Source organism: Veillonella parvula (assembly GCF_032472435.1).
GTDB classification, from domain to species: Bacteria; Bacillota; Negativicutes; order Veillonellales; family Veillonellaceae; genus Veillonella; species Veillonella parvula_N.
In genome coordinates, this window is sequence record NZ_JAWEGM010000002.1 from 1 (window position 1) to 22421 (window position 22421).

Consider the following 22421-nt stretch of genomic DNA (forward strand, 5'->3'; position numbering starts at 1 on the left):
GCTTCCGTCTATTAACTCCCATTGTAGTACGTGTGTAGCCCAGGTCATAAGGGGCATGATGATTTGACGTCATCCCCGCCTTCCTCCGCATTGTCTGCGGCAGTCTCTCATGAGTTCCCACCCGAAGTGCTGGCAACATAAGATAGGGGTTGCGCTCGTTGCGGGACTTAACCCAACATCTCACGACACGAGCTGACGACAACCGTGCACCACCTGTTTTCTGGCTTCCGAAGAAGAGGAACTATCTCTAGTTCTGTCCATCAATGTCAAGACCTGGTAAGGTTCTTCGCGTTGCGTCGAATTAAACCACATACTCCACCGCTTGTGCGGGCCCCCGTCAATTCCTTTGAGTTTCAACCTTGCGGTCGTACTCCCCAGGCGGGGTACTTATTGCGTTAACTCCGGCACAGAAGGGGTCGATACCTCCTACACCTAGTACCCATCGTTTACGGCCAGGACTACCGGGGTATCTAATCCCGTTCGCTCCCCTGGCTTTCGCGCCTCAGCGTCAGTTTTCGTCCAGAAAGTCGCCTTCGCCACTGGTGTTCTTCCTAATATCTACGCATTTCACCGCTACACTAGGAATTCCACTTTCCTCTCCGATACTCTAGATTGGCAGTTTCCATCCCATCACGGGGTTAAGCCCCGAACTTTTAAGACAGACTGACCTATCCGCCTGCGCGCGCTTTACGCCCAATAATTCCGGACAACGCTTGCCACCTACGTATTACCGCGGCTGCTGGCACGTAGTTAGCCGTGGCTTTCTATTCCGGTACCGTCAATCCTTCTCACTATTCGCAAGAAGGCCTTTCGTCCCGATTAACAGAGCTTTACAACCCGAAGGCCGTCATCACTCACGCGGCGTTGCTCCGTCAGACTTTCGTCCATTGCGGAAGATTCCCCACTGCTGCCTCCCGTAGGAGTCTGGGCCGTGTCTCAGTCCCAATGTGGCCGTTCATCCTCTCAGACCGGCTACTGATCATCGCCTTGGTGGGCCGTTACCCCTCCAACTAGCTAATCAGACGCAATCCCCTCCTTCAGTGATAGCTTAGATTACGCGTTACTCACCCGTTCGCCACTAAGATTGATAGAAGCAAGCTTCCATCAATCTTCGTTCGACTTGCATGTGTTAAGCACGCCGCCAGCGTTCGTCCTGAGCCAGGATCAAACTCTCCAAGATATCTTGAAGCTATTTGAATAGCTCATTTGTTTTGTTGTCGCTACCATTAAGTAGCTTTGAATTATGGTTGGTTTTGACTTTGTCAAAACCCGCACTCTGGCATATGTTCAATCATTTCGATTGATTACCTATCATTGTTCAGTTTTCAAAGATCTGTTATCAATTCGGATCACTTCATCTAAAGTTCAGCCTCAATTGACGACTTGATTATAATAACATTTGACTACTTTCATGTCAACACATTTTATAATCTTTTTTGAAGTTAATTCTAAACTTCTAAGTGTATTGCTACACTCATTAAGAAACAGTCGCTCAAACGACTGTATGCATATTATAGTACAATGAAAATATAAGCGCAACCCCCAATTCTCAACTTTACAAATCTTCATCTTATTTTCATTTTGATGCATAAAGTCAGTATTTGATTTTACACAACCAATCATGTAAAATATAGCTGTAACAAAGAACTTTTAACACAAATCAGTTCTAAAATATTTATATTCATGAATATAAATATTACATTAGTCTAAGGAGATTGAGTATGAAATTATCAAAATCTTTATTATTGAAAACTATAGCTATAACTACTATATGTACTTCTATGGCAACTGCTGTATTTGCTGTACCACAAGGTACATTTGACACTTCAGAAATTAATATTACCGGTCAAGCATCTCGTTCTGTAGCGCCTAACTATGCGATTTTAACACTTGGTATTACAAGCCAAAACACCAATATTAACGCTGCAAAATCTAATAATGATCGTATTATGAGTGATTTAATTAGTCGATTAGCTAACTTAGGTGTAGCAAAAAAAGATATCTATACATCTAGCATTTCTATCAATCCAACGAGCGACTATCAAGACGGCAAACGCATCAACACAGGTTACAATGTATCAAATCATGTAACAGTTAAGATCAATAACCTTGATAACGTAGGAAAGGTTGTTGATGCCGCTGTTAGCGCTGGTGCTAACGACATCAACAACCTTTCATTCCAAAATGATGTGTCTCAACAATTATCTGATTCTTTAACTACAGAAGCGATTCAAAACGGTCGCCACAAAGCAGAAGTTATAGCAGCTGCCTTCGGTCGTACATTGGGACCAGTAAAAACTGTTTCCATTAGCACAACTGAAACCAGCACAATGGACTCTGGTTACTATCGTAACCCAGTGATGCTAAAAGCAGCTCTCGAAACTGCTACGCCTGTAGAAAAAGGATCTCTAATAGTTTCCCAAGACGCCAACATCACTTATTATCTACAATAGAATTTTCTGGTACCACACCTTCGTGTACAGCTACAATGCCGCCTGTCAATTCATGATAGGTGGCATTTTCATATCCAAGAGATTTCCAGATTTCTAAAATCTCACTTTGATGAGGATATCTACGTAAAGATTCTGGAAGCCACGCATAGGAGGAGTTATCCTTACTCAATTTCCCTATAATAGGTAATATATAGGAGAAATAGAAGTTATATAATTGTTTAAAACCAAACATGCTTGGTTTTGCTAGTTCTAGTACGACAACCTTCCCTCCCGGCTTTACAACACGTTGCATTTCAGATAATACTTGTTTAATATCCGGCACATTACGCATTGCAAAACCACTCATGGCTGCATTAAATGTATTATCCGCATATGGTAAGGCCATAGCATCACCTTGCACTAAATTGACTTGATCAATTAAACCGGCATTTTCTATACGAATACGACCTTGATCAAGCATTTCACTATTAAAGTCCAAGGCCTCCACCTTTAAAGTTGGCTCTTGACGTAATGCTTCCTTTGTAAAAACACAAGTACCACACGCTACATCAAGTACGCATTGATGAGGACCGATATTCATTGCTTTTACAGAAAATTTGCGCCAAAAATAATCTTGCCCAAAACTTAAGACTGTATTCATTAAGTCATAATTTTTTGCAATATTAGAAAAAACGCCTTGTACAAATTCTTCTTTATCAGCATATGTTTTAAATTCTTTACTATTCATTATGGTCCTTTCACTAATCAAGAACTATATTCAAGTACTATATATGGCATAGTATACCATACTATAGGAACGCTAAAAAGAATCCTATTATATATACTATATATAGTAACTATGTACTATACACATATAAGACCAAAACATACAAATATTTAATATATTTTATTGTAAAATATATAGCTTAATAAACATGTTTATCATTTACTTTATATATAACATAAATGCTTATAGCCATCTATGATATTATCTATTGCCACTATCTCGTGTTCGTTGTATAATGACATATGTCCATGATGAAAGGATATTTTGTTGTGGATTTTATTTGTTTTTATTTAAGTATTGGAGTGTACTATGAATCGATTTGTAAAATCAATCAACAGAGTCAGTCTAATCCAACAAATTATCATAGGTTTGATTATTGGTATTTTGACTGCTCTTTATGTGCCAGATGTGGCCAATGAACTTGCTTTATTAGGTGTTCTTTTTGTTGGTGCTCTTAAAGGCATTGCCCCTATCCTTGTATTTTTCTTGGTAATTGCAGCGATCAGTAAACATCGTTCTGGCCAAAAAACTGGTATGGGTTCTGTTATCACCTTATACTTATTAGGTACATTCCTATCTGCAGCATTAGCAGTAATCGTAAGTTTCTTCTTCCCTACTTCATTACATCTAGCAGCAGGTGCCGCTGATGCAGCTCCTCCGCAAGGTATCGCAGAGGTTATGACAACATTGCTTAAAAATATAGTTGATAACCCTGTAAAAGCGTTAATGACTGCTAACTACATCGGTATTTTAGGTTGGGCCCTTATTATTGGTGGTGCATTACGCCATGCACCAATGAATACGAAGGAAGTTATGGAGTCCATTGCACAAGCTATTACTACTGTAGTAGGTTGGATCATCCGCTTCGCTCCTCTTGGTATTATGGGCCTTGTAGCAGAATCCATTGCTACTAACGGCATCGAAGCCTTGATTGGTTACTTCCAATTACTCGTATTATTACTTGGTTCTATGATTTTTGTAGCATTAGTGATTAACCCAATTTTATCCTTTATATACCTTCGCCGTAATCCATACCCATTGGTATTCAAATGCTTACGTGAATCTGCAATCTATGCGTTCTTCACACGTAGCTCTGCTGCAAACATTCCCGTAAACCTTGATTTGGCAAAACGTTTAAAACTCAATCCAGATATGTATTCCGTATCTATTCCATTAGGTGCCACAATCAATATGGGTGGTGCAGCAATCACGATTACAATCATGACATTAGCTGCAGCCCACACTTTGGGTATCGTTGTAGATATTCCTACTGCAATTCTCTTATCCATCATTGCCACTATTGGTGCATGTGGAGCTTCCGGTGTTGCAGGCGGTTCCTTACTACTCATTCCATTGGCTTGTTCTCTATTTGGTATCTCCAATGATGTAGCGATGCAAGTTGTAGGTGTAGGTTTTATTATTGGCGTATTACAAGACTCCACAGAAACTGCGCTTAACTCTAGCACAGATATCCTCTTCACGGCTACTGCTGATTATGCAAAACGCGGCTATCATCAAGATTGGAATTAAAACTTTCTTAGACGGTCCTATGAGACCGTCTTTTTTGTACACTAATTTTATATTCTTTCACTAGGACTTTGTGAAAGTTATATATATCCTCGTCACCTAATCGTGTAAAAATGATATTATATATTTGGATTAACTAAATATAAACTTTCACCAATCACTAACAAACTATATTGATTTTCTTCAATATAGTGGTATAATATAGTTAATGATAATAACTATTAGTAGATATATAGAAAGGAATCAACATGAAACAATACGATATTATTGTAGTTGGTACAGGCGGCGCAACCATCGTAGCTGACGCTGCTATAAAAGTAGGTAAAAAAGTAGCTATCATAGAAAAAGGTAAATTCGGTGGCACATGCCTAACTCGCGGTTGTATTCCTACGAAGGTTATGGTTACAGCAGCTAATGCCATTCAAGAGGTAGAAGAGTTCAAAAAAATAGGCGTCAATGTTGACGATGCAACTATGGATTGGGACACTGTAGCTAAACGTACATGGCATATGATTGACAAGTCTGCAGGCATCTATGATTACTATAACGCTTATGACAACGTAGATGTATATCGCGGTGCTGCAAGTTTTGTATCCGATAAAGTGATGAACATCCATCTTAACGATGGTTCTGGCATTGAAGAAATTACAGCGCCTACAATTATCCTTGGTACAGGTGGCTATAGTAATGTACCGAATGTACCTGGTCTAAAAGAGGCAGGCTTCCTTTCTAGTGAAAGTTTATTTGGCGATAAGTTCCCTAAACAACCATACAAATCTCTTGCCGTTCTTGGTGCCGGACCAATCGGTGTTGAGTTTGCTCACGTATTTGATTCTGCTGGTACAGCGGTAACAATTCTTCAACACAATGTACGTTTAGTACCTAAAGAAGATGCAGATATATCGGAACACTTACTTAACAACTACAGAGAACGTGGTATCAACGTACTTCTAAACCAAGACACTGTTGAAATCCGCCAAGAAGACGGCCTTAAAGTAGTAGTTACTAAAGATCGTACTACTGGCGAAATTACAGAAACTAAAGTTGAAGAAATCCTTGTAGCTGCAGGTATCCGTCCAGCTGTAGAAGAACTTCACCTAGAAAACACTGGTATTGAAACTTGGCCTAAAGGCTGGATTAAAACAAACGAGTTCCTTGAAACATCCGTTGATGGTATCTACGCTTTAGGTGATGTAAATGGTGAACCTGCCTTTCGTCATCGTGCGAACTACGAAGCTGATATTATCGCCCACAACCTATACTTTGCTAAAAACGAAGAAGATTTCCGTTGGGCACGCTATGATACATTGCCAAAGGTTACCTTCTCCTTCCCTGAAATCGGTAGCGTAGGTCTTACTGAAGCAGAAGCTATTAAAGCAGGCTATAATGTAGGTGTTGGTAAAAATTACTACTCCTCTACTGTTAAAGGCTATGCTATGGGTATTAATCCTGGCGATGTAAATGACGGTTTCGTTAAAATCGTAGTGGACAAAGACACTAACCACATTCTTGGTATGCACGTAACAGGTCCTCAAGCGTCTATCCTCTTCCAACCATATGTAAATCTTATGAATAGTGGTGTAACTCCGTTGACAGCAATTAATGAAGAAATCGCTTCTGAACGCACTAAACGTTTACGTGAAAAAAGTATTACTCGTGAAATGGACCCTAGATCCGTTATCACTGTAGGCGAAACTATGAGTCCCCATCCATCCCTCGTCGAAGTTATCATGTGGACACAAGTGTACTACGAAAATCGTTGGTAATACAACTATAGTTATAAATAATAAAAGGACTAAACCTAGGGTGCAGTCCTTTTGTTGTAAACATATCTACTGTAAAAAATAATATTCTAACACAAGAGCACTATCAATCGATATTTTATAGTATCGGAATCGCAAAAAAGAGCCAAAGGCATTGCCTTCGGCTCTTTTATTATTAATCATCAATAGATAGGTTAGCGCCCCATATCTATATCAGAACCCCAAACGAGATTTGTTTTACGACCATCGAAGCCTTGATCTGGCTCAGGTGGTAATTTATAGGATTTAGATTGTTCTACATAAGCACCTGTCTCAGCATCTACTGTAACAACTACTTTTTTACCATCCTGATGCATAGTCACATAGTATAAAACCTTACCATTATGAGCTTCAATCTTCCAGCCCTTCATAACAGCATCAGTTCCAAGTTGTTGTTTTGCAACACGTTCTGCTTGAGTTGATTCAATAACTTTATCTTTATTGAAAATCTCCCCAATAACTTTCTTAAGTTTGCCCCCCTCTTCCATATCAGAAGCATTACCAGTGATTACGTCAATTTTCATCTTGTACTGATGATACTTACTATAACCAACTACTTTATAACCATAGTTCAAGTCATTAGAGTTGAGCTCTACAGAATGAAGCGCCGCATTTGGATAGCGATTTTGGAAAATAGTACCAATTTGGCTCATAGTCATAACCATGGACTCGCCAGGTGCACGTTTTACAGAGATATCCGTACTTGTTTCAGGCTTTGTTTTGCGTGCATCTGCCACACTTGGTGTAGCAACGGATAACATACCTACCGCTAATACACCCGTCAATGCCATAGAAATTAACTTTTTATTCATTATAATCCTCCTACTAGATACTATGCTTCTATTAATCAAACTATTAGTACACTAGAATTTCTATAAGTTCATGCTATATTCAACAGCACTAAAATATGTAAATAGTCATATCATTTAGACAATATACTATAAACCTTCATTAGATGCAAGTCGCCCATCTACATCAGTCATAATCAATTTATAGCATGTAGCCACTAAAGGCACACCGATCAACATACCAGTAACCCCCATCAAACTACCGCCTACGATAACGGCAGCAAATACCCACAAACCTGGTAATCCAACAGAATTACCTACAATTTTCGGATAAATAAAGTTACTTTCAATTTGATGAAGTACCTCTAAAATAATTACATAGATGAGAGCATCCATAGGGCTAACAGTAAGTAGCATAACGGCTCCAATGATACCACCAACATAAATACCTAATAGTGGAATTAAACCAGTTAGGCCAATTACACAAGCAATCGTTGTAGCATATTCAATATTAAATAGCCATAAAGTAATACCTACCATCACACCTAGAACCAAGGCATCTATAAACTGACCTACAAAAAAATTACTAAATGTTTGAACTGCTACGCGAGTTACATAACTAACTCGATTTACCCACTCATCTGATGCATAAGCCTTTAATATACGTTTACCTTGTAACATAAGGCGTTCCTTATCAAGCAACATATAAACAGCAAAAATTAAGCCAAGACCAATGTTCAAAGTCCACGACAATACGGTGCCCATTGCATTTACAATATATGTGCCACCTTTTGTCCCCCATTCACGAGTATATTTAGCAAGATTCTCTCCACTTAGGGCATCTATAATCGTTTGATTCGACGCCATTGGAATTGTTTCTGTAATATGTTGCATCCATGTTTGGAAGTCCGTATACAATTGCGGTGATGCAGCTACAATAATCGACATAGAATGAATCAATTGAGGTAAAGCCAACCGAGCAATAAAATACACAATAACGCTAATTGTTACAAAGGATAGCAAAAGACTTAGTGGGCGACGTATTTTATACTTCCATCCAGAGTCACACTTAGGCCATAGCCATCGCTCATAACGAACGACTAGAATATCCAATACGAAAGCAATACAAGCACCCACAATGAGCGGAACAAAGGCCGTAAAGATAGCGTCAAGACCACTAGCAATATCACTTATACGTAGTGCCATCATAATCATAATGCCCGCTAGTATAATAGCCCCTATGAGCTGTTTGTAATATTTAAATTCTTTCATAATAACCTACTTCACATAACACTATTAATAAGCTACACCTATATAACTATACGATTCTCACATCGCATACATTACCAAAGCATAATGAACATTGTATGACCTAGTATTGTATGCAAGCTTAGTATAACACAAAAGTCCACCTTGTCGCATGCTCGAATTCCCGATGAACAAGAGAGCATGATTGAAGGTGGACTTATTGTAGGGCTAATCTAGATAAGTCTAGAAATTAGCGATGAATATAAACGTCTACACGACGGTTTTCAGCTTTACCTGCTGCTGTAGAGTTAGTTGCAACTGGTTTAACATCACCATTAGCAATACCGATAAGACGATCGGCAGATACACCGTGGTTAACTAAATATTGAGCCACATGTTGTACGCGGCGTTCAGACAAAGCAATGTTGTATTGAGGATTTGCATCAGTATCAGCGTTACCCATCAATTTAACTTGGTCTTGAGAATATTGGTTAGCAGCATTTACAGCAGCCGTTAAGTTTGGATATTGGTCTGCACGAGCAACATCTTGATCAGAGTCAAAGTAGATAGATTGTACATAGTAGTCCAATTTAGGAGTTTTATATGCAGGCGCTTCTACAGTAGGAGCTGGAGCCGGAGTGTATACAGGAGCTGGTGCTGGAGTGTATACAGGAGCTACGGATTTGTGACCACCGAAACGGTAAGATAATCCTACTACAGGACCTTGGAAGGAAATATTAGACTTATCATCACGTTTAGTATTGATATAACGATACCCTGCATTAATATCCCAGTCTTGGTTAACTTTATAACCAAAACCTGCTTCCCAAGTGGTAGTTCTCTTAGTCCCTACACCCGCTTTACCATAAACGTCTACTTTGGAGCCAAGATTAGCTTTACCAATTACACCCAATTGAGCAATATTATTTGCTTTAGGGAATGTATCACCAGAAATATGAGCATAACCGCCATATACTGCGAAATTTTTATTCAAAGATTGAACCAAGTTAACTTCTTGCATTCTGTCACTATAGCTAGTGCCGAACATTTTATCATTCAAACCATGGTATTGGTATTGTAACGCGGTTTTATCTGTGAAAGCGTATGTTACACCACCATCAAAGTTCCATTTTGCATCAGAAGTCCAAGCTTTAGTTTTTGCTTTAGAATCAGACGCGCCAAGATCAACTTGAAACTCACCTTTATTGAATTGAGTTTGAGGAGTTGCACCTGCTACGGACACGCCTACAGCAGCAACTGCCAATAAAGCTAATAATTTTTTATTCATTATAATTCCCTCCAAAAACAGCCCTTATAATACTTAGGCTTTGGTAATAATATGCTTATATTTTACACAATTTTTCAATATAATTCAATATCCTTCATGAATATCAGATGAATTTTTAGTTATATCTATCTATTAATGTTATAAATATAAATATTTAAATCCTCTTAATTACCTAATCACTGCGATTTTCTGCACATATTACAGTCCCGTAATTATAATACTATTTATCTTTTTTAAGATTCTCTAACAATAATAAGATCACTGGTCCTGTAAGTTCATCAAAATCATTATTATATACACTGATAGATCTAACTATAATTGAACAAATAAAAGCCCCCTTATACACTAAGGAGGCTTTTATCATTTCATATGTATATCCCTTACATATATACGTGAAATCAGAAGTTTCTGGTCAGATAACACATTCCCCAATGTGTCATTTTTTTCACATTAAGTATTGTACATCAAAAATTTTTAATAGACAAGAGTTTATTCACTATTTTTTCATGAATTCTTCTAAAAATTTCAATGTGAAAAAGAATAATCAACAAAATATATAATTATTATTTACCGTTTAAAATTATATCGAGTATTAGTATTTTAAATTTTAACATTTACATGAAGCCTATTTTTAATATAAAGCGAAAGTTAAATTAAAACTATATTTACATCTCATTAAACAACCTTATGTTGCCATGCTCCTCGAATAAATCTAAAATAAGAACAACATAATCTTAGAGACTGATCAAAGCACAAAGATAACCATGCCCCAAAAAGTCCTAAACCTAATGTAATGCACAATAGATACGTAATAATAGGACGAATGATTGCTACGCTTACAAGAGAATATTTCATAATGTAATATGTATCTCCTGCCCCTTTCAACACACCGGAGTATACTTGTTGTAATGCTTGAGGGAATGCAGCGATAGCCATAATACCCATCAAAGTGGCTGAAAGTGTAACAACATCACTTTCACGAGTATATAAGTGTACTAAAAAATCACCAGGGCCAATAAAGATTAATGCACTCACAAGACCCACGACTAAACCGATACGAGCACCAATTTTACCATAAGTACGTGCAATATCCGGCCTTTTATGCCCAAGATTTTGACCCGTATGTGACGCGCCTGCAAAGCCAAGTCCCATCGCAAAATAATAAAATATATCCATTAGATTCATACATACGTAATGCGCGGCCAAAGGTACTGCACCTAAGGAAGCCACAATCATAGTGTATGTATACATACCGAACCTTTCAAAGAACTGTTCCCCCAAAGAACTGCCACCTACATGAAACATCGTATGAAGTACAGGTCTTTCAAAAATCCACTTCGACGGATGGCGCAATGTTAATCCAGTAGCAGTATGTTGTGAAATCGTACGCAACAACAATAATGCAATAATCGCACTACTGATCATAGTGGAAACACCTGCCCCCATAACACCAAGTTCAGGGAAGAAACCGATACCATAAATCAAGAAGAAATTCATTATCGTATTCAAAATATTCCCTACTACATTAGATTTAAAAATAACCTTGGTGTTACCATATCCAATGAGTGCAGCCCCTACGATTTGACTAAAAGACTGAAAGATTAAACTAATAACTATGAAACGACCATACCAAACAGCTGTTTCAATATAGCTCTCTTCAGCACCTGTAAAACGTAGAATATGCTCTAAATTTAAGAAACATATCAATAATAACGGTACATAAATCAAAAAATTCAATAAAATAGACTGCTTGAGCACGGCATTCATACCATCTACATCACCTTCACCATGACGACGAGCTATGATTGCTGTCACAGCAATGGATAAGGCGCGGCAGAAGATGAGCATTACCATCTCAGGTTGTCCCATAATACCTACCGAAGCAAGAGCTGATGCACCTAAGGCACCAACCATCGCCAAATCGATGGCCGTCATAAATTGTAACATCAAGCCTTGTAATGTAGCTGGCCAAGCTATTTTTAGATAATTACCATATAGCTGCTTTGTCGTGCCTACAGGTCCTAATCGTTCTGCAACAGGCAACATGGTATCTATTGAAAGCCATCGTTGTATACGGTCTAACATTCTATCTCCTATTCATGCAAGATCATACATAGTAGAGGCATCACTTCGCCTCTTAGTTCCACTGTATTATATCACATAACATATGAGAAGTCATTCATATGTTATGCATTTTAAATAAGAATATATATCAAAATAGCAAAAGAACCTCTTATACAAAATGTATGTACCCTATCAGGTATAACAGTGTATAAGAGGTTCTTTAGGTCTACAGGAAAATAATTATCTTAAACTATTATCAAAACTAGCTCTCAACTTTTAACCTTTAGATGCTAATAGTTGATTTACTACTGCACGCAAGTCATCTAAGCCTTGTTTAGTCTCAGCCAATTCTTGACGTTGACGTTCATTTTCAGCTTCTAATGTATTTAGACGTGCTGCTTGATTAGCAATAACAGTTTTTTGATTACTATTCTCTTTTTTGAGGCTAGATACTTCGTCTTGCATTACATAAACAGAGCTAATTGGACCTGCTTTATAACGTTCTGGAATAGCATCTTTTCTTTCACGACTACCACCAAATTTATGCGTAACACCTGCATTTACCATGTTGTGGCTAGTACCAAGTGAAACACCTACGTTGAACATAGTATCCTCAGTTCGGTAGTGAGCAATACCGATAGCCCCCGCAGTTTCACCACGGTAGTTGCCAATACCAGCCATAATTTGAGTTGGTTCCAATGGATCGTATTGAATTGGTTTCAACGCTGCCATAGCTGCCGCATGAGCACCAACACGTTGTGTTTCAGTGCCTACACGATTAACAGCTTCTTGTAAACCAGCATTAGATGCTTTCAATTGGCTAACATTTACTGCATCAGTATCATCTGCGCCAGGAGCCACACCATGAATTTGATTACCACCATTATTTAAACCGTCTACAGTAAGGGATACAGGGCTAGTTGTTGCATTTGCCGGAGTAATAGTCATACCACCACCCTTAATTACAGTAGAATTGCCAGCTGCATCTTTTACAGTTGTACCTGCAGGAGTAATCTTAGTGGATACACCGTTTTCATCACCTACGATAACACTGTTTAGACCTTTCAAGTCTTTAGCCAAGCCATATGTGAAAGTAGTTCTATCTTGGTTAACTACAAGATTATCACCAGCTTGGAATTTTACGGTATCCCCACCTTGTACTTTTTCAACAGTACCTCCTGCAGCTGTTACCTTCCATGCAGATATATCTTTAACTTGTTGTTTACCAGCATCTGTTAAGTTGCTCAAGTCTTGATTTGCTGCATTATCGATTTTACCTTTAGTTGCATCATCGAGTTTAACAGTGACATCGTCGCCATTAGCAACCGTAGTAAGACCATTTTCACCTTTCACATTGAATTTCACATCACCTGTGCTCAACGATTTTTCATCGGTAAAACCAGAGTTACCACCTAAAGAAATCTTACGGGCAATAGCTGTCGTGTTTTTGTCGATATTAGCTTTATTGGTTGCGATGTTATCCTTATTAGTTGCAATATCAGCAGCATTTCTATCAATTGCAGCTTTATTATTAGCTATTTTTTGCTTGTTATCCGCAATGGCATCAGCATTTTTACCAATCTTATCTGTATTATCAGCAATGTTGGCTTTGTTTTCTGCTACTTGATCATCAACATGTTTCAATTGATCTTCTGTGGCGGCACGTCCAGAGACAGGCTGTGTTTGACCCGGAGTCCATGCAGTGTTAGTCAAACCCGTTACTTGAGGTGTTTCTACCCCTTCTGTAGCTTTCACTTTTGGTGCTGTAATTGTTTGATTTGCTTTTACAGTATTGAAAGTTACGTCTTGTTTAGTAGCAATTGTGAAATCTTTACCATTTTGAGTAATGGAAATGTTATCACCATCGATAAACTTAACTGTGTTTCCACCTTCAACTTTTTCAGCAGTATTACCATTAGCTACTACATTCCATGCCGATAAATCTTTAACTTGTTGTTTACCAGCATCTGTTAAGTTGCTCAAATCCGTATTTGCTGCATTGTTGATTTTATTAGCCGTAGCATCATCTAATTTGACAGTTACATCTTCTCCATTAGCTTCAGTAACAATACCATTTTGCCCTTTAATATTGAATTTCACATCGCCTGTACTTAAGGATTTCTCATCGGTTGAACCAGTATTACCACCTAAGGAAATCTTACGACCGATAGCTTCTGTATTTTTATCAATATTAGCTTTATTGGCTGCGATATCGCCAGCATTTTTAGTGATGGCCGCTTTGTTATCTGCAATATTTTGTTTATTCGTCGCAATATTATTTTTATTAGTTGCTATATCGGCTTTATTAGTTGCGATATTATCTTTGTTAGTAGCAATATCTACTGCATTTTTACCAATTGCAGCTTTATTGTCAGCTATTTTTTGCTTATTATCTGCAATGGCATCAGCATTTTTGACAATCTTATCTGTATTATCAGCAATATTGGCTTTGTTTTCTGCTACTTGATCATCAACATGTTTCAATTGGTCTTCTGTCGCTGCACGACCAGATACAGGTTGTGTCTGACCCGGAACCCAAGCAGTATTAGTCAAACCTGTTACTTGAGGTGTTTCAACCCCAGTTGTCGCTTTCACTTTTGGCGCTGTAATGGTTTGAGTAGCCGTTACCGTATCAAAAGTAGCATCTTTCTTAGTTGCGATTGTAAAGTCTTTACCATTTTGAGTAATGGAAATGTTATCGCCATCGATGAACTTAACAGTGTTACCACCTTCAACCTTTTCAGCCGTTTCATTATTAGCGACTACATTCCAAGCTGCTAAATCCTTAACTTGTTGCTTACCATCAGGGGTCAAATTGCTCAAGTCTTGGTCCGCTGCATTCTCGATTTTACCTTTAGTTACATCATCGAGTTTAACAGTCACATCGTCGCCATTTGCAACCGTAGTAAGACCATTTTCACCTTTCACATTGAATTTTACATCACCTGTACTCAAGGATTTTTCATTAGTAGAACCAGAGTTACCACCTAAAGAAATCTTACGACCGATGGCTGTTGTGTTTTTGTCGATGTTATCCTTATTAGTTGCAATATCACTAGCATTTTTAGTGATAGCAGCTTTGTTATCAGCAATATTTTGTTTATTCGCAGCAATATTGTCCTTATTAGTAACAATATCACCTGCATTCTTATCAATTGCAGCTTTATTATCAGCTATTTTTTGCTTATTATCTGCAATATTATCTTTATTAGTAGCAATGTCGCCAGTATTTTTATTAATTGTAGCTTTATTATCAGCTATTTTTTGCTTGTTATCCGCAATGGTATCAGTATTTTTGCCAATCTTAGCTGTATTATCAGCGATATTGGCTTTGTTTTCTGCTACTTGATCATCAACGTGTTTCAATTGGTCTTCTGTAGCTGCACGACCAGATACAGGTTGTGTTTGTCCCGGAGTCCATGCAGTGTTGGTCAAACCTGTTACTTGAGGAGTTTCAACCCCAGTTGTCGCTTTAACCTTTGGCGCTGTAATCGTTTGAGTAGCTGTTACCGTATCAAAGGTTACATCTTTCTTAGTAGAAATGGTGAAGTCCTTACCATTTTGAGTAATAGAAATGTTATCACCATCGATAAACTTAACTGTATTGCCACCTTCAACTTTTTCGGCAGTATTACCATTAGCTACTACGTTCCATGCGGATAAATCCTTAACTTGTTGCTTACCATCAGGAGTCAAATTGCTCAAGTCTCGATCAGCTGCATTGTCGACCTTACCTTTAGTTGCATCATCAAGTTTAACGGTTACATCGTCACCATTAGCAACCGTAGTAAGACCATTTTCACCCTTAACATTGAACTTCACATCACCTGTGCTCAAAGATTTTTCATCGGTAGAACCAGAGTTACCACCTAAAGAAATCTTACGAGCGATAGCCGCAGTATTTTGAGCAATATTAGCTTTATTAGAAGCAATATCCCCTTTGTTTGTAGCAATGTCACTTGTATTTCTATCAATTGCAGTTTTATTGTCGGCTATTTTTTGTTTATTATCTGCAATAGCATCAGCATTTTTACCAATTTTATCTGTATTGGCTCCGATATCAGCTTTATTCGCAGCAATATTGTCTTTGTTAGTAGCAATATCTACTGCATTTTTATCAATTGCCGTTTTATTATCAGCTATTTTTTGCTTGTTATCAGCAATAGCATCAGCGTTTTTGCCAATCTTATCTTTATTATCAGCAATATTAGCTTTATTCTCTGCTACTTGATCATCAACGTATTTCAATTGATCTTCTGTGGCAGCACGACCAGATACAGGTTGTGTTTGACCTGGAACCCATGTAGTGTTAGTCAATCCTGTTACTTGAGGTGTTTCGACCCCAGTTGTCGCTTTCACTTTTGGCGCTGTAATCGTTTGAGTAACGGTTACCGTATCAAAAGTTACATCTTTCTTAGTAGAAATGGTGAAGTCTTTACCATTTTGAGTAATGGAAATATTATCACCATCGATAAACTTAACAGTGTTGCCACCTTCAACCTTTTCAGCCGTTTCATTATTAGCTACAACATTCCAAGCTGCCAAATCCTTAACCTGTTGCTTACCGTCAGATGTCAAATTACTCAAATCTCGATCAGCTGCATTATCAATTTTACCTTTAGTCGTATCATCAAGTTTAACAGTCACATCGTCGCCATTAGCAACAGTAGTAAGACCGTTCTCGCCTTTAACATTGAATTTCACATCACCTGTACTCAAGGATTTTTCATCGGTAGAACCAGAGTTACCACCTAAGGAAATTTTACGTCCGATAGCTGTCGTGTTTTTATCGATATTAGCTTTATTGGTTGCGATATCAGCTTTGTTTGTAGCAATATTGTCCTTATTAGTAGCAATATCTGTTTTGTTTGTCACAATATCGCCTGCATTCTTATCAATTGCAGTTTTATTGTCAGCAATTTTTTGTTTATTCGTCGCAATATTGTCTTTATTGGTTGCAATATCAGACTTATTTGTTACAATATCGCCTGCATTTTTAGTGATTGCAGTTTTATTTGTATCAATAGCAGTTTTGTTAGCTTCAGCTTTATCGTCAACTTTTTTCAATTGGGATACATTGACAGCATCTTTATCAGCAACACCATCTGCTACATTGGCAACTTTCAAATTGCCAGCATTAATACCTTTATCACCATCAATTTTTACAGTTTCATTACCGCTAGCATTATTGAAAGAAGCACTGTTTAATTTAGAAAGATCTTTTTTCAAAGCTACAGAGATTTTCTTATCATTTCTAGCAACCGCAACATTATCGTCACCAGAAAAATCTACTGTATTACCTTTTTCAACTGCTACTGGTGTAGCTTCACCATTAGCAGAAAGATTCCAACCATATTTATTTTGATCAATTGCTTGATTAATCGCATTAGCTACGTTAGCAGAATCCGCCATACCTGCCGAGGCTGTAGCGCTACCATTTGCTACAGTAATGTCTTGCTTTTTACCAGAAACTGTAATTTTCTTACCATTAGCTGTAGTGCTAATGTATGTATTATCACCATTTACAGCCAATTTACTATTAGCAAGGTTCACATCGCCTGTACCAGTATCACCTGTAAAAGCTAGATTAACACTCTTTAACTGTGCCACGTTTACTGCATCTGTATCAGCAGTACCTGCAGCAACATAGTTAATTTGACGTGTTTGGTTTGTCGTACCAACAGCAACACCACCTAATTTAGACGTTAGGGCAGCACCACTTAAACCAGCATATATATCTGTACGACTAGTATTAACATTATAGCCCGCTACACCTGAAGCAATATCAGCTATAGATTTTGAGCCAACAGCTACACCATCTACTACTTTACCTCTGGCGCCATCACCAACAGCCACAGAACGACTTGCAGATGCGTCTGTTGCGGCATTTGGGCCAATAGCAATAGAATTATCGGCCGTAGCACCAGTATTATCTTTATTAGCAACATCAGAAGATTTTATAGATATATATTTATAAGCGATTTGGTCTACAATAGCGCTAAGTTGAGAGCCATTAATTGCATCTGTGGAAGTAGCACTTACTTCACCAGGAGCCACATGTTTCAACTGACGTTCATACCCTTTAGAACCAAAAGATACAACGTCACCTGGCAATGTTTTATCACCACCAGCCCAGGAAGCAACAACGTTATTTGGCAAAGTATAGCTAGATTGTTTTGTACCGCCTACATCAGTGTTAGAACCACCACCGATGGCAATAGCATTATCACGATTTGCCCTAGCCCCTGTGCCAATAGCAATAGCATTTGTTACATCATTATTGGCTTGACCAGAAGCCCCACTAGAAGTTCCTGATAAACGATCCTTCGCATTTGCACCTGTACCAATGGCAATGCCCACATTGCCTGACTGACCTTTCATGCCTAATGTGATACCAGATTCACCAGCCGTTGCCGATGTATATAGTGGGTTTCTCATATCAAATCCTGTTAAGCTTTGAACCGCACTACGCAAATCCCCAGTTTTATTCTCACCATTATTCGTAGTGTAAATAACTTTTACACCATCGGCTTTAACTACATCATCGCCACCAATAACAATAGAAGAGTTACCTTGAGCTATTGTATTTCCCCCAATGGCAATTGCTTGCTCCCCAATTACTCTTGCACCTTCATTAGCAGTATTACCACCACCAATAGCGATTCCTTGTGGACTGTTAACACTGGTACTAGAATTAGCCCCTATTGCAATAGAATATCCACCTGCAGCTGCTACATTTTGACCGAAACCTACAGCTTTATCACCAGTAACAGAAGCACCAGCCCCCAAGCCTACTGCTGTTGCATGCATATTTGTAGGCAAAGTATTTGCCGCCATAGAGATGCTAGCATTAGTCATTGCTAATGCAGCCAAAATTGCTGCTACAACAATTTTCTTTTTGCCACTATTATTCTTAGCGAACTCAGATACTACTACGTAACAGTTTTTTGATTTGCTCCAAACCACTTTAAAAATCTTATTCATACTTTCTCCTATAAACTATAGTAATATTAATGCTCCCTCGATGTTTTATCATATGTAAGTCATACGAGAATTCCAAAATTTTCAATATTATAAGTATATCAAAACCTTTAATACACTATCAAGCTTTTTCATTTTTTATTCATAATTCTACATAGCGCACAAATGCAGCATTAATGCATTTTATAGTGATTCATATCACAAATTTATATAAAATACGGGCTTATTTTATACCATAAAGAAGAGATAAAATGAATATAAATTCATAATCATTATTTTAAACTTGTTTTATAAGATTATATTTTCCCTCCACCTCATCAATTCATCTTACATTACATAACAAAAAGCTATCTCATAGAAATAACAATCTACAAGATAGCTTTATTGCTAGTTTATATAATTAAATAGGGAAAACCAATTAAGTTACATTAAAGGCATATACACTTTGTTCGTGTGCTAATTGTATGCGCTTATGTAAGCGTTTCATATATGTACGATATATCGCTTGTGCTTCTTCGACAGATATGATATCAAAATGAATTCCATCCCCCACTGGTAATTGGCTTAACCTAGGTAAATCTGCCGTAATCACAGTACCAATCTTTGTATAGCCACCTGTTGTTTGCCGATCTGCCATGAGTACTATAGGGTTTCCATCAGAAGGAACTTGGATAGAACCAAATACAGCGCCATCGGAGATAATATCCGCACCATCTATATGCTCTATAACAGGGCCATCCAAGCGAAAGCCCATACGATCACATTGTACAGTCAATGTATATATTTTACTACCAAAGGTCTTGATTCCTTTCTCTGTAAAATACTTTGCTTGCTCCCCTAGTACTACACGCAAAGGTTCGTGACACTCACGGCCGCCGCGGTTATATAAGGCGATATTGAATAAGTTATGACCATCATAGAAGTCGCACACATTCACTTCGTCTCTAGTAAATGCATTAATGCCAAACTGATCACCTGTTTGTAACGGTCTCCCCTCAAGGCCACCTATCTTAGCCTTTGTATGAGTGGATACGCTACCATTAATAGCAGGAACATCAATACCGCCTGAGAAAGCAATATACATACGCACGCCACATTGGCTAAAGCTACCAGAAATAATATCTCCTTCGTGACATATAAAAGGTATGTATCGAGGCACGACTATATTATTAATAGTGGGATGCATATCAGCCCCTGTAAAAGCAACAATACATGTACCTTGAACCGTTAGTGTAGGCGGTAGCACGGTGCATTCTAAAGCACCTAAAGGCTCCTTGTTTCCTACTAAAGCCTGCCCCAATAGATAGCTTTCACTATCCATAGGCCCCGCTACAGGCATACCATATTGTTGAAAGCCAATACGCCCTATATCTTGAATCGTTGTATACATACCCGGAGCATCTACGCGGATTAAAGCGCGTTGAAACTCATTTATATCCACGTAAATCACCACTTTCTATTTCATATATAGATGGAATATATTCCATACCCAAGGATTTAACCCTATGGAATTCGTTTTCATCGATAGACACATAACGAACGTAGTCTCCGGCTTGCAATAGTGCAGCTTGCTCCTTAGACATGTCATACATAGTCACAGGTGTGCGTCCAATAATCTGCCAGCCTCCAGGAGAATCTGATGGATATGTGCCAGTCTGTTCTCCTGCAATACCTACAGAGCCGGCAGGAATCAAAGTCCTTGGAGAGGATAGTCGAGGCGTCGCAATGCGTGGATCCATGCCACCTAAATAGGTAAATCCAGGAATAAAGCCTAACATATAAACTAAATAATCTGTACCACTATGAATGGATACAACCTCAGCTTCACTTAAATGATTATAAGAGGCTACAAAGCCTAAATCTGGGCCAAACTCGCCACCATATACGGTGGGTATTTCAACAATCGTAACGAGTTCATTTGCGCTATCCGTTACCGATTCTTGCAATGTGGGTTCAAGAATTCTACAAATATCTGAATAAGAATATACCATTGCATCATATTGAACAAGCAATGCGCAGTATGTAGGAACTAGTTCAATAATTCCATCTAGCTGTAAATCTTTAATCTGCTCTATAATTTGTCGGATGTGTCGATTAATCTTTGGATCGATTACTTGACCAAAATCAATAGAGATAGCGCAATCCCCTACAGGTGAAATTGTAGGTTTCATATGTACCTCCTGCTATAACTAGAAAGGACCATCACATTCAAGCCGAACGTAATGGTGCTTTCACAGATAATTAATTAACCTAGTAACTTAGCAATGCCTTTTAAAGATGTAACACCAATATAAGATGTTACAAGCACTACAATCCAACCGGTATAATATAAAAGTTTATTGTGTTTGTATGTTCCTACGATTTCAGATTTATGAGTTGCGACAAGCATAACTGCCAATGTAACAGGTAATATTAACCCATTTACAGAACCAGCTAAAATCAATAGAGATACTGGTTTACCAATAAAGATTAAGATACATGTAGAAATAAAAATAAACGCCATAATAGTCAATTTTTCATTTCGTTCTACAATCTTAAACAATGTTTTTAAGAAGGATACTGATGTGTAGGCAGCCCCTACTACAGAGGTCAATGCAGCACAGAAGAACACTATACCGAATAATTTATGTCCAATTTCACCAGCGCCGAGAAGAAACGCAGAGCCTGCTGGGTCTTTAGAATCTAGTACAAAGTCCATGGATACTACACCTAAAACGGCTAAGAACAATAACACTCGAACTAATGCATCTACAGACATTCCCATAATTGCTGCACGACGTACATCTTTTAAATGCTCTTGACCTGTAATACCTGCATCAATGAGGCGGTGACCACCAGAAAATGTAATGTAACCACCTACAGTGCCTCCAATAAGTGTAATCGTTGCTAACCACGGCACATGCTCTGGAATCACAGAATGAGACAAGGCTTCTCCTACTGGTGGATTCGTAGAGAATGCTACGTAGGCGATAAGAACAAGCATAACAGTACCGAGTACTTTAGCCGTATTATCTAAAACACCACCCATCTTCTTAGATGTAAATAATAAGATACCCAAGATACCGCTAATAGCGGCCGCTGTTGTTGTGTCGATACCAAATATAATATTGAGGCCCATAGAAGCACCACCAATATTACCGATATTAAAGGCCAATCCACCAAGGGAAATTAAAAATGCCACTATATAACCAAGGCCTGGCAATACCTTATTCGCAATATCTTGACCACGCATTTGGGATACACCAATAATCGTCCACACATTAAGCTGTGCAATAATTGAGAAAATAACGGATACAACGATAGCAAATGCAAAGTCTGCTTTCAACTCATTTGTAAATGCTGCCGTTTGTAACATAAAGCCAGGTCCAATGGAAGACGTGGCCATTAAGAAAGCTGCCCCTAATAGGACAGAGAAACTCGCTTTACCTGTAATTGGTTTCATAGGAACCTCCACATATAATAATTAATCTATGCCATACTTATTTCTTAAAGCTCATACTTACA

Annotated in this window: 12 protein-coding genes and 1 rRNA gene; 3 read left to right on the top strand and 10 right to left on the bottom strand. The window is 38.2% G+C overall.

The features are described 5' to 3' along the window. Nucleotides 1–1180: ribosomal RNA gene (locus tag E7A03_RS02965) — 16S ribosomal RNA — on the bottom strand; the annotation flags it as partial. Nucleotides 1181–1721: 541 nt separating this feature from the next. On the opposite strand from E7A03_RS02965, the gene E7A03_RS02970 reads away from it, so the two are divergent. Next, nucleotides 1722–2453 (top strand): SIMPL domain-containing protein, encoded by a 732-nt coding sequence (locus E7A03_RS02970; protein WP_287509749.1) that lies wholly within the window; start codon nt 1722–1724, stop codon nt 2451–2453. On the opposite strand, the gene E7A03_RS02975 is transcribed toward E7A03_RS02970, so the two are convergent. After that, on the bottom strand, nt 2434–3180 hold the full coding sequence (locus E7A03_RS02975; protein ID WP_012864017.1) for a ubiquinone/menaquinone biosynthesis methyltransferase: 747 nt from the start codon (nt 3178–3180) through the stop codon (nt 2434–2436). The genes E7A03_RS02970 and E7A03_RS02975 overlap by 20 nt on opposite strands. Before the next feature lie 348 nt (nt 3181–3528). Here E7A03_RS02975 and sstT point away from each other — a divergent pair, with 348 nt between their 5' ends. Together sstT and E7A03_RS02985 are read left to right on the top strand one after the other, a co-directional pair. Then, a complete protein-coding gene (sstT, locus tag E7A03_RS02980; RefSeq protein ID WP_287509751.1) occupies nt 3529–4749 on the top strand; it encodes a serine/threonine transporter SstT in 1221 nt (406 codons plus the stop codon). A 245-nt stretch (nt 4750–4994) separates the two neighbouring features. Continuing rightward, nucleotides 4995–6512 (top strand): dihydrolipoyl dehydrogenase family protein, encoded by a 1518-nt coding sequence (locus tag E7A03_RS02985; RefSeq protein ID WP_278470551.1) that lies wholly within the window; start codon nt 4995–4997, stop codon nt 6510–6512. A gap of 191 nt (nt 6513–6703) precedes the next feature. On the opposite strand, the gene E7A03_RS02990 is transcribed toward E7A03_RS02985, so the two are convergent. The 8 genes from E7A03_RS02990 to E7A03_RS03025 form a co-directional block, all read right to left on the bottom strand. After that, nucleotides 6704–7360 carry a PepSY domain-containing protein gene (locus tag E7A03_RS02990; RefSeq protein ID WP_316073664.1) on the bottom strand — a complete coding sequence of 219 codons (657 nt, stop codon included), beginning with the start codon at nt 7358–7360 and terminating at the stop codon, nt 6704–6706. Nucleotides 7361–7486: 126 nt separating this feature from the next. Further along, a complete protein-coding gene (locus tag E7A03_RS02995) occupies nt 7487–8608 on the bottom strand; it encodes an AI-2E family transporter (protein WP_012864013.1) in 1122 nt (373 codons plus the stop codon). A gap of 226 nt (nt 8609–8834) precedes the next feature. Further along, nucleotides 8835–9872, bottom strand: coding sequence for an OmpA family protein (locus tag E7A03_RS03000; RefSeq protein ID WP_287509754.1), 1038 nt, complete (start codon nt 9870–9872; stop codon nt 8835–8837). A gap of 675 nt (nt 9873–10547) precedes the next feature. Continuing rightward, on the bottom strand, nt 10548–11957 hold the full coding sequence (locus E7A03_RS03005; RefSeq protein ID WP_287509756.1) for an MATE family efflux transporter: 1410 nt from the start codon (nt 11955–11957) through the stop codon (nt 10548–10550). A 255-nt stretch (nt 11958–12212) separates the two neighbouring features. After that, nucleotides 12213–18920: an ESPR-type extended signal peptide-containing protein gene (locus tag E7A03_RS03010; protein WP_316073666.1), complete on the bottom strand. Its 6708-nt coding sequence runs from the start codon at nt 18918–18920 to the stop codon at nt 12213–12215. A gap of 415 nt (nt 18921–19335) precedes the next feature. Next, nucleotides 19336–20307: a 5-oxoprolinase subunit C family protein gene (locus E7A03_RS03015; protein ID WP_391595539.1), complete on the bottom strand. Its 972-nt coding sequence runs from the start codon at nt 20305–20307 to the stop codon at nt 19336–19338. A gap of 37 nt (nt 20308–20344) precedes the next feature. Beyond that, entirely contained in the window at nt 20345–21088 is a 744-nt protein-coding gene (gene pxpB, locus E7A03_RS03020) for a 5-oxoprolinase subunit PxpB (protein ID WP_077708212.1), read from the bottom strand. A gap of 74 nt (nt 21089–21162) precedes the next feature. Beyond that, nucleotides 21163–22359 carry an NRAMP family divalent metal transporter gene (locus E7A03_RS03025; RefSeq protein ID WP_077708211.1) on the bottom strand — a complete coding sequence of 399 codons (1197 nt, stop codon included), beginning with the start codon at nt 22357–22359 and terminating at the stop codon, nt 21163–21165. Between the last annotated feature and the right edge of the window lie 62 nt (nt 22360–22421).

Bases quoted from the DNA above. Each gene is read 5' to 3' on its own strand.
- E7A03_RS02995 (WP_012864013.1), bottom strand. From the start codon at position 8,608: ATGAAAGAATTTAAATATTACAAACAGCTCATAGGGGCTATTATACTA.
- E7A03_RS03015 (WP_391595539.1), bottom strand. From the start codon at position 20,307: ATGTATACAACGATTCAAGATATAGGGCGTATTGGCTTTCAACAATAT.
- E7A03_RS02975 (WP_012864017.1), bottom strand. From the start codon at position 3,180: ATGAATAGTAAAGAATTTAAAACATATGCTGATAAAGAAGAATTTGTA.
- sstT (WP_287509751.1), top strand. From the start codon at position 3,529: ATGAATCGATTTGTAAAATCAATCAACAGAGTCAGTCTAATCCAACAA.
- E7A03_RS02985 (WP_278470551.1), top strand. From the start codon at position 4,995: ATGAAACAATACGATATTATTGTAGTTGGTACAGGCGGCGCAACCATC.
- E7A03_RS03000 (WP_287509754.1), bottom strand. From the start codon at position 9,872: ATGAATAAAAAATTATTAGCTTTATTGGCAGTTGCTGCTGTAGGCGTG.
- E7A03_RS03010 (WP_316073666.1), bottom strand. From the start codon at position 18,920: ATGAATAAGATTTTTAAAGTGGTTTGGAGCAAATCAAAAAACTGTTAC.
- E7A03_RS03005 (WP_287509756.1), bottom strand. From the start codon at position 11,957: ATGTTAGACCGTATACAACGATGGCTTTCAATAGATACCATGTTGCCT.
- E7A03_RS02990 (WP_316073664.1), bottom strand. From the start codon at position 7,360: ATGAATAAAAAGTTAATTTCTATGGCATTGACGGGTGTATTAGCGGTA.
- E7A03_RS03025 (WP_077708211.1), bottom strand. From the start codon at position 22,359: ATGAAACCAATTACAGGTAAAGCGAGTTTCTCTGTCCTATTAGGGGCA.
- E7A03_RS02970 (WP_287509749.1), top strand. From the start codon at position 1,722: ATGAAATTATCAAAATCTTTATTATTGAAAACTATAGCTATAACTACT.
- pxpB (WP_077708212.1), bottom strand. From the start codon at position 21,088: ATGAAACCTACAATTTCACCTGTAGGGGATTGCGCTATCTCTATTGAT.